1 protein-coding gene is annotated in these 14,028 nt (G+C 74.4%); it reads left to right on the forward strand.

The window, feature by feature from the left end:
- The first annotated feature begins 173 nt into the window (after positions 1-173).
- A complete protein-coding gene (locus ABT381_RS01285) occupies positions 174-14,006 on the forward strand; it encodes a type I polyketide synthase (protein ID WP_351586302.1) in 13,833 nt (4,610 codons plus the stop codon).
- Positions 14,007-14,028: the final 22 nt, after the last annotated feature.

The raw sequence follows: 14,028 nt of genomic DNA on the forward strand, positions 1-14,028 counted from the left end.
ATGGCGTGCTCTCTTTCTTTTTCGCGAGCCCGATTACCGGCCTCGGGCCCGATTACCGGCCCGAGGCCGGACGCTGAGATGCGGGAGGAAACCCCTGCCTAGGATCGGCCCGAAGATTCGTCCACATACTCAGAAGTCTTTCGGTATTCGGCCGGAAAGGGCAGTCGAGCGCGATGACGAAACAGCACCACTCCGAGATACCCGGGCCCCGCCGCAGTCAGGACGAGGCGGCCGCGGGCCGGGACGAGGCGATCGCGGTCGTCGGCCTTTCCTGCCGGCTGCCGGGAGCCGCGGACCCCGGGGCGTTCTGGGAGCTGCTGCACACCGGGTCCGACGCCATCACCCCCGTTCCCGAAGGCCGCTGGCGGTCGGCGACCGGAGAAGAAGCGCCCGCGGACACCGGGCCCGGAATGCGACGGGGCGGCTTCCTGGACCGGGTCGACGCCTTCGACGCCGCGTTCTTCGGCATCGCGCCGCGCGAGGCGCGCGTCATGGACCCCCAGCAGCGCCTCGTGCTCGAACTGGCCTGGGAGGCCCTTGAGGACGCCGGGATCGTGCCGGCCACCCTCCGCGGCAGCCGCACCGCGGTGTTCGTCGGCACCCTGCGCGACGACTACGCCGCGCTGCTCTATCAGCACGGCGAACAGGCAATCACCCAGCACACCATGGCGGGTGTCAACCGGGGCGTGATCGCGAACCGGGTCTCGTACCACCTCGGTCTGCGCGGACCGAGTCTGACCGTCGACTCGGCACAGTCGTCCTCGCTGGTCGCCGTGCATCTGGCCGCCGAGTCGCTGCGCTCGGGGGAGTCCGAAGCGGCGATTGTGGCGGGTGTCAACCTGAACATCCTCGCCGAGGGCGCCGTCACCGAGGAGCGGTTCGGCGGGCTGTCCCCGGACGGCACGACGTACACCTTCGACGCCCGCGCCAATGGATTCGTACGGGGCGAGGGCGGCGGTGCCGTCGTACTCAAGCCGCTGTCGCGGGCCCTGGCGGACGGCGATCCGGTCTACGGACTGATCCACGGCAGCGCCGTGAACAACGACGGCGCCACCCCCGGCCTGACCGTGCCGAGCCGTGAGTCCCAGGAACGCGTGGTGCGCGAGGCGTACGAAAAGGCCGGCGTCGACCCGGGCGCGGTGCAGTACGTCGAGCTGCACGGTACCGGCACGCCCGTCGGCGACCCCATCGAGGCCGCCGCGCTCGGCGCGGTGCTCGGCGCGGGCCGCGAGGCCGGGAGCGCGCTGCGGGTCGGCTCCGCGAAGACCAACGTCGGCCACCTGGAAGGCGCCGCGGGCATCGTCGGCCTGCTCAAGACCGTGCTGGCACTGCGCCACCGCCGCCTCCCCGCGAGCCTGAACTTCCGTACCGCGAACCCCGCGATCCCCCTGTCCGAGCTCGGCCTTGAAATACAGCGCGAGACGGGTGACTGGCCGGCCCCCGACCGGTCGCTGCTCGCCGGTGTCTCCTCGTTCGGCATGGGCGGCACCAACGCCCATGTGGTACTCGGCGAGGCCCCCGCCCGGACACCGTCCGCCGCCGCTCCCGCCGAGGGGACGGCCGCCGACCTGCTGCCCTGGGTGGTCTCGGGCCGCAGTGCCGCGGCGCTCGCTGCCCAGGCCGGACGGCTGCATGCCGCCGCGACCGCCGACGGGGCACCGGGTCCGGCGGACATCGGCCGGTCACTGGCCTGCTCACGCACCGTCTTCGAGCACCGCGCCGTCGTCCTGGCCGCCGACCGGTCCGTAATGCTGGCGGGCCTGACCGCCCTGGCCCAGGGGAGCCCCGCGACGCAGGTCGTCTCCGGTGCCGTACGGCCCGGCGGCACGGCCTTCCTGTTCACCGGGCAGGGCGCACAGCGCCTCGGCATGGGCCGGGAACTGCGCGCCGCCTTCCCGGCCTACGCGACCGCCTTCGACGAGGTGTGCGCGGCACTCGACCCGCTGATCGGGTGCTCCCTCGCCGAGGTGGTGGACTCCGGAGCGGGCCTGGACGACACCGCCTTCACCCAGCCCGCGCTCTTCGCGCTCGAGGTGGCCCTCCACCGCCTTCTCGGCTCCTGGGGCGTCGTCCCCGACCGGGTCGCCGGGCACTCCATCGGAGAGATCGCCGCGGCCCATGTCGCGGGTGTGCTGTCCCTCGACGACGCCGCGCGGCTCGTCGCGGCGCGCGGCCGGCTGATGCAGCAACTCCCGTCCGGCGGCGTCATGTTCGCCGTGGAGGCCGCCGAGGTCGAGGTGGCGCCGCTGCTCGCCGGGCAGCGGGGCCGGGTGTCGATCGCCGCTGTCAACGGGCCCCGCTCGGTGGTGCTCTCCGGCGAGCGGGACGTGGTCGCCGCGATCGCGGACCGACTGGCGGAAAAGGGCCGCAAGACCCGGAGGCTGACGGTCAGTCATGCCTTCCACTCGCCGCTCATGGACCCGATGCTGGAAGAGTTCCGCCGCGTCGTCGCCCGACTGACCTTCCATGAGCCCAGGATCGCCGCGGTGTCCACAGTGACCGGCGCCGCCGTCGGGCCGGGCCAGTGGGCCTCGGCCGACTACTGGGTCGAGCAGGTCCGCCGCCCGGTGCGGTTCCTGGAGGCCGTCCGCACCCTGGAGGCGGCAGGCACCGCCACCCTCCTCGAACTGGGACCCGACGGGGTCTGCGCGGCCATGGCCGCCCACTGCGTGCGGGACACCGACGCCACGGCGCCCGTCGCCGCTCTGCGCGCGGGCCGCTCCGAAGTCCGTACGCTGCTCGCCGCCCTCGCCGCCGCGTTCGTACGCGGTACGGAGGTGGACTGGGCGGCCGTGCACGCCGGCACCGGCGGCCGCCGGGTCGCGCTGCCCACGTACGCCTTCCAGCGCGAGCGGTACTGGATCGAAGGACCGGCCCGCGCCGCGGCGCTCCCGGCGGCCGAAGAAGCCGCCTCCGAACCCGCGCCTCTCGTCCCGCACACGCGGCCGACGGGCGCCGACGTCACCGCCCTCGTTCTCGACCGCATCGCGGCCGTACTCGAATATCCCGAGGGGCGGCGCGTCGACGCGCACGCCACGTTCAAGGACCTCGGCTTCGACTCGCTGATGTCGGTCGAGCTGCGCAACGCGCTGGCCGCCGCCACCGGCCTGAAGCTGCCCAGCGGCCTGCTCTTCGACCAGCCGACCCCCGCCGCGCTCCTCGCGCATCTGCACAGCCTGCTCGCCGGCGGGCCCGCCGACGCGGGCTCCCCGGCCCGCCCCGAGGACACCGACGAGGAGCCCATCGCCATCGTCGGCATGGCCTGCCGCTACCCGGGCGGCGTCACCTCCCCCGAGGAGCTGTGGCGCCTGGTCGCCGACGGCACCGACGCGATCTCCGGCTTCCCCGGCGACCGGGGCTGGGACCCGGACCTCTACGACAGCGACGCCACGAACGGCGGCCACAGCACTGTCCGCGAAGGCGGATTCCTGCACGACGCCGCCCTCTTCGACAACGAGTTCTTCGGGATCTCGCCGCGCGAGGCCCTGGCCATGGACCCGCAGCAGCGCCTCCTCCTGGAGACCGCCTGGGAGGCCATCGAGCGCGCGGGCCTGGATGCAGCCGCCGTCAAGGGCAGCCGCACCGGTGTGTTCGTGGGCGCCACCGCTCTCGACTACGGACCCCGGATGCACGAGGCCCCGGACACCGTCGAGGGCCATGTGCTCACCGGCACCACCCCGAGCGTCCTCTCCGGCCGCATCGCCTACCAGCTGGGCCTGCTCGGCCCGGCCGTCACCGTCGACACCGCCTGCTCGTCCTCGCTGGTCGCCCTGCACATGGCGGTACGGTCGCTGCGCTCCGGCGAGACCGGCCTCGCCCTCGCGGGCGGGGCGACCGTGATGTCCTCGCCCGGCATGTTCGTGGAGTTCTCGCGGCAGCGGGGTCTCGCCGCCGACGGCCGGTCCAAGTCCTTCTCGGCGGCGGCGGACGGGACGTCCTGGGCGGAAGGCGTGGGGCTGCTCGTGGTCGAGCGGCTCTCGGACGCCCGCCGCAACGGCCACCGCGTCCTCGCTGTCGTACGGGGCACCGCCATCAACCAGGACGGTGCGGGCAACGGCCTCACCGCCCCCGTCGGCCCCTCGCAGCGGCGAGTGATCCGCGAGGCGCTGGCCGACGCACACCTGGAGCCGGGCGAGGTGGACGCGGTCGAGGCCCACGGCACCGGCACGCGCCTCGGCGACCCCATCGAGGCCGAGGCGCTTCTCGCGACCTACGGCCAGGACCGCGAACACCCGCTGCTGCTCGGCTCGTTGAAGTCCAACATCGGACACGCGCAGGCGGCCGCCGGTGTGGGCGGAGTGATCAAGATGGTGCAGGCGATGCGGCACGGAGTGCTGCCCAGGACCCTGCACGCGGACGAGCCCTCCCCGCACGTCGACTGGACCGCGGGCGCCGTGGAACTACTCACCGAGCAGACCCCGTGGCCCGCCACCGGCCGCCCGCGCCGCGCGGGTGTCTCCTCGTTCGGTATCAGCGGCACCAACGCGCACGTGATCATCGAGGAGGCCGCGCCCGAGGAGGAGCAGGCCCCGACGCCCGACCTGGCCGCGCCCGCCCCGTGGCTCCTCTCGGCGCACGACGAGCCGGCTCTGCGCGACCAGGCCACCCGGTTGCGTACGTGGGTCGCCGACGGCGGCGCACACCCGGCCGACATCGGGCTGTCCCTGGCCACCACCCGCACCGCCCTGCGCCACCGCGCGGTGATCACCGCGGTCGACACCGACGGCTTTCTCGCCGGGCTGGACGCCCTCGCCCGCGGCGATGCGGCGCCGCACGTGGTGACCGGCACGGCAGGCACCGGCCGTACCGCGTTCCTGTTCACCGGCCAGGGCGCGCAGCGCGCCGGCATGGGCCGCGAACTGTACGCCGCACACCCGGTGTTCGCCGCCGCGCTCGACGAGGTGTGTGCCGCGCTCGACCCGTATCTGAACCGGCCCCTGCGCGAGGTCCTGTTCGCCGGCGAGGACAGCGCCGACGGCCGGCTGCTGCACCGTACGGCCTACACGCAGCCCGCGCTGTTCGCCGTCGAGACGGCTCTGTTCCGGCTGCTCGGCCACCACGGCCTGACGCCCGACCTGCTCGCCGGGCACTCCATCGGCGAGGTCGCCGCCGCCCACGCGGCCGGTGTGTTCTCCCTGGCCGACGCCGCGCGGCTGGTCGCCGCCCGCGGCCGGCTGATGGAGTCCGCACGCAGCGGGGGCGCGATGTTCGCGATCGAGGCGGAGGAGTCCGAACTCGCCGACGAACTGGAGCAGGCCGCCGGTCGCCTGGCGCTCGCCGCCGTCAACGGCCCCGACTCCGTCGTCGTCTCCGGAGATGAGGAAGCCGCCGAGGAGCTTGCCGAACGATGGCGCTCACGCGGCCGCAGAACCCGAAGACTCCAGGTCAGCCATGCATTCCACTCGCCGCACATGGACGACGTACTGGGGGAGTTCCGCACCGTCGCGGCGGGTCTGACCTTCCACGCCCCACGCATCCCCGTGGTCTCCACGGTCACCGGCGAACTCGCCGCCACCGACGAGCTGACCTCGCCCGACTACTGGGCCCAGCAGATCCGCAGGCCCGTGCGGTTCCTCGATGCCGCGCGCACCCTGGAGCGGCACGGCGCCACCGTGTACGTCGAGACCGGACCGGACGCCGTGCTCGCGCCGCTCACGCGCGCCGCGCTGGCCGACGCGGAAGCGACCGTCGTCCCGCTGCTGCGGGCCGGCCGCCCCGAGCCCGAGACGCTGGCCGCCGGGATCGCGGGCGCCTGGGCGGGCGGGGCGCCGCTGGACGCCGCGCCGTTCCACCCCGGGGCCCACCGCGTCGACCTGCCGACATACGCCTTCCAGCGGCAGCACTACTGGCTCGCGCCGCACCGGCCCGCCGACGCGCGCGGCCTCGGCCTCGACCCGGCGGGCCACCCGCTGCTGAGCGCCGCGGTGGAGGTCGCCGGGCACGACGGCCTGATGCTCACCGGCCGGCTCTCCGCGGCCGACCACCCCTGGCTGACCGATCACGCCATCGGTGGCACCGTCCTGTTGCCCGCGACCGCCTTCCTCGAACTCGCCCTGGTCGCGGCGGGCCACTACGGCATCGAACGGATCGACGAACTGACCCTGGAGGCGCCACTGGCGCTGTCCGCGCAGGGCGCCGTACGCGTGCAGGTCGCCGTGGGCGCCCCGGACGCCACCGGGGCACGGCCCGTCGAGATCCACACCTGCCCCGACGGCGGCCCCGGGGGCGAGGGAGAGCGGACGTGGACACGGCACGCCTCGGGCTCCCTCGGCGGCCCTGCCGCACCCGCCGGGCCCGACCTGCGGCAGTGGCCGCCGGCGGGCGCCGACGAGGCCGAGCTGGACGGCATCTACGAGGAGCTCGCGGGTCTCGGCTATGAATATGGCCCGGCGTTCCAGGGCCTGACCGGACTGTGGCGCACGGGCGACGAGCTGTACGCCGAGGTGACCCTGCCCGGCGAACAGCACCCGGAGGCGGGCCGGTACGGACTGCACCCCGCCCTCTTCGACGCGCTCCTCCACCCCCTGGTGCTGCACGCCGCGGAAGCGGCGGGCACCTCGGCGGCCGACAGCATCCGGCTCCCGTTCTCGTGGACGGGCACGTCGCTGTACGCGACCGGGGCCGGGACGCTGCGGGTGCGGATCGCGCGGATCGCGCCCGACACCTTCACCCTGTACGCCGCGGACGCCACCGGAGAGCCCGTCGTGACGGTGGACTCGCTGAGTCTGCGCCCGGTCGCCAGGGACCGGCTCGCGCCGGTGCCCACTGAGCACCACGACGCGCTGTACGACGTGGAGTGGACGGCCGTCGCGACGCCCGTCGTGGACCCCCTGCGGGTGGCCGAGGTGCCCCATGCGGACCTGAGTGCCGTCGAGGCGACCGATGCCGAGGTGGTGTGCGTACGGGCCGACGCGCTGGTCCCCGCGGCGGCGGACGACGCGGCCGCCGCCCACCGGACCACCGCGGCCGTCCTGCGCCTCGTCCAGGACTTCCTCGCCGACGAGCGGTTCGCCACCGCCCGGCTCGTAATCCTCACTCGGGGCGCGGTGGCCACCACCCCCGGCGAGGACATCGCCTCGCTCGCCACGTCCCCGCTGTGGGGCCTGGCCCGTACGGTGCAGTCCGAGCACCCGGACCGCATCGTCCTGCTCGACACCGACACCGACACCGACACCGACACCGACGCTGCCGCCGCTTCGCGGCTGCTCGCCGCCGCCGTGGCTGCCGGAGAACCTCATATCGCGCTGCGCGACGGGGTGTTCAAGGTGCCCCGCCTGAAGCGTGCCGTACGCGAGGACGTCCCGGGCCCCTTCGCCGGCGACCGGGCCGAGCCGGTGCTGATCACGGGCGGCACCGGCGGCCTCGGCGCGCTGTTCGCCCGGCACCTGGTGGCCGAGCACGGAGTGCGCGCTCTGGTACTGGTGAGCCGACGCGGCCCGGACGCCCCGGGAGCATCCGAACTACGGGACATACTGGCCGAGTTGGGCGCTTCCGTGACGGTGGCGGCCTGTGATGTGGCGGACCGGGAGGCGCTCGCGGGGCTGCTCGACCGGGTGGGCCCGCTCTCGGGTGTCGTCCACACGGCCGGTGTGCTGGACGACGCGACCATCGAAGGCCTCACGGCCGAGCGGCTCGCGGCCGTACTCCGCCCCAAGGTGGACGCGGCCTGGCATCTGCACGAACTGACCCGGGACATGGACCTGACGGCCTTCGTCCTGTTCTCCTCCGTCTCCGGATTGCTCGGCACGGCGGGGCAGAGCAATTACGCCGCGGCCAACGCCTTCCTGGACGCGCTCGCCGCCCACCGCAGGGCGGCCGGCCTGCCCGCGACCTCGCTGGCCTGGGGCCTGTGGGACGCCACCCACGGCATGGGCGGCACGCTCGGCGACGCCGATCTGGCCCGCTGGGCACGGGCCGGATTCCGTCCGCTCACTCCGGAGCAGGGCCTCGTCCTGTTCGACGCCGCGCTCGCCGCTCCGCTCGCGCTGCGCGTCCCCGCGGCCCTCGACCCGCGGGCCGTGCTCGCCGCCGACGGCGAGCCCCCGGCGCTGCTGCGCGGTCTCGTCCGTACCCGCCCCCGGCGCGCCGCCGCGAGTGCCGCCACGGCACACACCGGCGGCACCACCTGGGCCGAGCGGACCGCTGCGCTCCCCGAGGAACAGCGGCGCGAGGCGGTCCTCGATCTCGTACGCGGCACCGTGGCCGGTGTCCTCGGCCATGCCGACCCGCACCGCCTCGACCCGAAGCGCGCCTTCAACGAGATCGGCTTCGACTCGCTCGCCGGTGTGGAGCTGCGCAACCGCCTGAACGCCGCCACCGGTCTCCGGCTGCCCGCCACCGTCGTCTTCGACCACCCCTCGCCCGAGGCCGTCGTGGACCACCTGCTGTCCCGGGTCACGGCCGACGCCACCCCGGCGAAGCGCCGGACGGCGCACGCCGTCGCCCAGCTGAACGAGCCGATCGCGATCGTCGGGATGGCCTGCCGCTATCCCGGCGGAGTGTCCTCGCCCGACGACCTGTGGCGCCTGGTGGCGGACGGCGCGGACGGCATCACCGGGTTCCCGGACAACCGTGGCTGGGACCTGGACGCGCTGTACGACCCGGACCCCGAGCACACCGGTACCTCGTATGTGCGCCACGGCGGCTTCCTGCACGACGCCGACCGGTTCGACCGGGAATTCTTCGGCATCTCGCCCCGCGAGGCCACCGCGATCGACCCCCAGCACCGGCTGCTCCTCGAAACGGCCTGGGAGACCTTCGAGCACGCCGGCATCGACCCCACCGGGCTGCGTGGCTCGCGCACCGGCGTGTTCACCGGCGCGATGTACGACGACTATGTCTCCCGCCTCGCGGCGGCCCCCGAGGAGTACGAGGGCTTCCTGCTGGCGGGCAACCTCTCCAGCGTCGTATCGGGCCGGCTCTCGTACACGTACGGATTCGAGGGCCCGGCCGTCACCGTGGACACCGCGTGCTCCTCGTCCCTGGTGGCCCTGCACCTGGCGGCGAACGCGCTGCGCAACGGCGAGTGCGATCTCGCCCTCGCCGGCGGCGTCACCGTCATGGCCGGTCCGCACGTCTTCATCGAATTCTCCCGGCAGCGCGGACTGTCGCCCGACGGCCGCTGCAAGTCCTTCTCGGCCGGCGCCGACGGCACCGGCTGGTCGGAGGGCGTCGGCCTGCTCCTGGTGGAGCGGCTGTCGGACGCCCGACGCAACGGGCACCGCGTGCTCGCCGTCGTCCGCGGCAGCGCGGTCAACCAGGACGGTGCGAGCAATGGTCTGACGGCACCGAACGGACCCTCGCAGGAACGGGTGATCCGGCAGGCGCTGGCCGCGGCCGACCTCGAACCGGCGGAGGTGGACGCGGTGGAAGCACACGGCACCGGAACGCGCCTCGGTGACCCCATAGAAGCCCAGGCGCTGCTGGCGACCTACGGTCAGGAACGCGAACAGCCGCTGCTGCTCGGGTCGTTGAAGTCCAACATCGGGCATTCACAGGCGGCGGCCGGCGTCGGCGGTGTGATCAAAATGGTGCAGGCCATGCACCACGGCGTCCTGCCGAAGACCCTGCATGCGGACGAGCCGTCGCCGCACGTGGACTGGACCGCGGGCGCCGTGGAACTGCTCACCGAGCAGACCGCGTGGCCGAGCGTCGGCCGACCCCGGCGGGCCGGTGTGTCCTCGTTCGGCATCAGCGGCACCAACGCCCACGTGATCATCGAGGAGGCCGCCGCCGAAGAAACGCCGGCCACGGCACCGGAGCCGATCGCCCCCGCGCCCTTCGTGCTCTCCGCGCGCGGCGAGGACGCCCTGCGCGCCCAGGCCGGGCGCCTGCGAGAGCATCTGAGCACACACCCGGGGCAGAGCCTCGCGGACACCGGCTGGTCGCTGGCCACCACCCGAGCCCGCCACGACCGACGGGCCGTCGTCGTGGCCACGACCCGGGACGAACTCCTGGACGCCATGGACGCACTGGCCCGAGGCGAGACCACCCCGGCCGTCCAGCGCGCCGGCTCCGCCCCGCGTGGCAAAACCGCCTTCCTGCTGACCGGGCAGGGCTCGCAACGCATCGGCATGGGCCGCGAGTTGTACGAAACGTCGCCGGTGTTCGCCGCCGCGCTCGACGAGGTGTGCCGCCACTTGGACCGCGAACTCCTGCGGCCCCTGAAGTCCGTGCTCTTCGCGCCCGAAGGGGCACCCTCGGCGGCGCTGCTCGACCAGACGGCCTTCACCCAGGCCGCCCTGTTCGCCCTGGAGACCGCCCTGTTCCGGCTGGCCGAACACTACGGCCTGACCCCGGACTTCCTGCTCGGCCACTCGGTGGGCGAGGTCACCGCGGCCCATCTCGCGGGCGTACTCGACCTGCCGGACGCCTGCGTCCTGGTCGCCGAGCGCGGCCGGCTGATGCAGGCCGCACGGGAAGGCGGCGCGATGGCGGCCGTCGGGGCCGCCGAGGACGAGGTCCGCGCCGCGCTCGCCGGACACGGTGAACGGGTGACCGTCGCGGGCGTCAACGGCCCCCGCTCCACCGTGATTTCGGGTGACGCGGACGCCGTGGAAGAGCTGGCCGCGTACTGGAAGGAGCGGGGCGCGCGGACCAAACGGCTGCCGGTCAGCCACGCCTTCCACTCGCCGCACATGGACGACGTACTGGCGGAGTTCCGAGCCGTCGCCGAGGGCCTCACCTTCCATGAGCCGCGCATTCCGATCGTCTCCAACGTCACCGGCGAGCTCGCCGGCAGCGACGAGCTGGCCTCGCCCGACTACTGGGCGCGGCACATCCGCGAGGCGGTCCGCTTCCTGGACGGAGTGCGACTCCTCGAAGCCCGCGGCGTGACCGAATGGGTCGAACTGGGCCCCGACGGAGTGCTGAGTGCGCTGGTCACCGAGTCCCTGACCGTCGACCCCGGCACGGTCGTGCCCCTGCTGCGCAAGGGCCGCCCCGAGGACCGCACAATCGCCGCGGCCCTCGGCCGGCTCGCCGCCCGCGGCGCCGCACTGCGCTGGGACACCGTCTTCCCCGGCGCCCGCAGGGCCGAGCTGCCGGGGTACGCCTTCCAGCGGCAGCGGTACTGGCTCGAAGCGCCCGCGACGGTCGGCGACGCCGCCGGCTTCGGGCTCGCGGCGGCGGACCACCCGCTGCTCGGCGCCACCACCTCGCTCGCCGACCGCGACGAGCACGTCCTCACCGGCCGCCTGGCGCGCGGCACGCACCCCTGGCTGACCGAGCACACCGTCGCCGGGACCGTGCTGGTGCCCGGCACCGGACTGCTCGAACTCGCCCTGCGCGCCGGGGAACAGCTCGGCGTCACCACCGTCGACGAGCTGACCCTGGCCGCGCCCCTCGTACTGCCCGAACGTGGCGGCGTACACCTCCAGGTGCACATCGGCGCCGAGGAAGCCGACGGCGGCCGTGCCGTCCGCATCCACTCGCGGCCCGACGGCGACCCGGCACAGGACGAGGACTGGACCCTGAACGCCCACGGCACCCTGCGCGCCGAGAGCGGCACCACGCGCGGCGACGACCTCACGGTCTGGCCGCCGGCCGGCGCCGTCGAGACCGATCTGACCGGTGTGTACGAACGGCTCGCGGAGCGGGGATACGAGTACGGTCCCGCGTTCCGGAACCTGCGCAGGCTGTGGGTCGCCGGTGAGGACCTCTGCGCGGAGGTCGCCCTCGCCGACGGACAGCGCACCGAAGCCGCCCGCTTCGTCCTCCACCCCGCGCTGCTCGACGCCGCGCTGCACCCGCTGCTGCCCGGTGTCGTCAGGCAGGAGGGGGCCGCGCTGCTGCCGTTCGCCTGGGCGGGGGCCACCGTGCACGCCACCGGCGCTTCGGTGCTGCGCGTCCGGCTCGCCGGGGCCGTCGTGCCCGGAGCCGGGGGCGACCGCACCACCACGGTCGCGCTCAGCGTGGCCGACGCCACCGGCGCGCCCGTCGCCACCATCGAGGAACTGACCCTGCGCCCGCTCAACACCGACACCCTGCGCACGGCGGGTGGCACCGACGCCGACGGGCTGCTGCGGGTCGAGTGGGCCCCGCTGCCCGAGGGCGACGCGAGCAGGGATCTCCCGACAGGCGGTGGGGCCGTGGACCTGTCGGCCTGGGCGCTGGTCGGCCCGGCGGCCGGCCTTGGGACCGTCACCGAGCGGATCCGGGCATACGAGGACCTGGCCGCGCTCGCCCGCGCCATGGACGAGGGGGCGCCCGCGCCCGCCGTGCTCCTTGTGCCGCGGATGGCCGACTCCGGCCGCCCGGCCGCCGGACCGGGAGCCGGGCCGCTGACGGCGGCGCTTCCGGAGGCGACCCGCGAGGCAGCGCAGGAAGCGCTCGGGCAGGCACAGGCATGGCTCGGGGACGACCGGTTCGCCGGTACCCGCCTCGTGGTCGTGACACGGGGTGCCGTCGCCACCGCACCCGGCGAGGACGTGCCCGACCTCGCGCACGCCCCGCTGTGGGGACTGCTGCGCTCGGCACAGACCGAGAACCCGGGGCGCGTCCAACTCGTGGACACCGACGCCGGCACCGAAGCCACCGGCACGGCAGCCGCCGACCTGCTCGTACGCGCCGTGGCCGCCGCCGAGCCGCAGACGGCGATACGGGCGGGCGCGCTGCTGGTGCCACGCCTCGTCAAAGCAGTGGCACCGCAGCCGCCGACCGCCCCCGACACCGGGTCCCCGTGGGGCGACGGCACCGTCCTGGTCACCGGCGCCACGGGCGCGCTGGGCGGCGTACTCGCCCGGCACCTGGTGTCCGAGCACGGAGTGCGCGATCTGGTACTGGTGAGCCGACGCGGCCCGGATGCCCCGGGAGCGCCCGAACTACGGGACACGCTGGCCGAGTTGGGCGCTTCCGTAACGACGGTGGCCTGTGATGTGGCGGACCGGGAGGCGCTCGCGGGGCTGCTCGACCGGGTGGGCCCGCTCTCGGGTGTCGTCCACACGGCAGGTGTGCTGGACGACGCGACGATCGAGGGCCTGACGGCCGAGCGGCTCGCGGCCGTACTCCGTCCCAAGGTGGACGCGGCCTGGCATCTGCACGAGCTGACCCAGGAGATGGACCTCAAGGCGTTCGTCCTGTACTCGTCCGTCGCCGGGCTCCTCGGCACGGCGGGCCAGGCCAACTACGCCGCGGCCAACGCCTTCCTGGACGCGCTCGCCGCCCACCGCAGGTCGGCCGGCCTGCCCGCCACCTCACTCGGCTGGGGCCTGTGGGCCGAGACCAGCGCCCTCACCGGCCGGCTGTCCGACACCGATCTGCGCCGGCTCGCCCGTTCCGGCCTGCTGCCACTGGCCACCGACGACGCCATGGCCCTCTTCGACGCCGCCCTGGCGGCCGACGAGAGCGGGCTCGCCGTCACCAGGCTGGACACCAGGGCGCTGCGCAGCCTGGGCGACCAGGTGCCGCCGATGCTGCGTGGCCTGGTCGGTACGGCACCGAAGCGCCGGGCCGGCTCGGCAGCCGGCGCGGGCCGCAACGCCGACGAGTACAAAGGCCCCGGCCTCGCCGAACGACTCGCAGCCCTGCCTCCGGCCGAACGGGACCGCACGCTGGTGGACCTGGTGCGCGGCAAGGTGGCCGCGGTGCTCGGCCACAGCGATCACACCGCGATCGACGCCGACCGGGCGGTCCAGGAACTCGGCTTCGACTCACTGACCGCCGTCGAACTGCGCAACCAGCTCGGTGTCGCCACCGGCCTCCGGCTGCCCACCACGCTCGTCTTCGACCACCCGACCCCCAGGACGCTCGCGAAGTACCTGGCCGAACAGCTCGCGGTGGACGAGATCGCCCCCGACGAGCCGGTGCTCGCGGAACTGGCCCGGCTCAAGACGGCCATCGAGGCCGTCGCGGCCGACGAGTCCGCACACGGCCGGGTCACCGCGCGGCTGCGCGAACTCCTCGACGCTGCGGACAGCGCGGCCGGGGCCACCGCCGAGGATGAGGACGACGACCTGGAGACCGCCACGGACGAGGAGTTGTTCGCCCTCGTCGACAGTCTCGACTGATCCGCCGCCGACCAGGCCGACC

The organism is Streptomyces sp. NPDC000151, from assembly GCF_040301705.1.
In the GTDB taxonomy this organism is placed as follows: Bacteria; Actinomycetota; Actinomycetes; order Streptomycetales; family Streptomycetaceae; genus Streptomyces.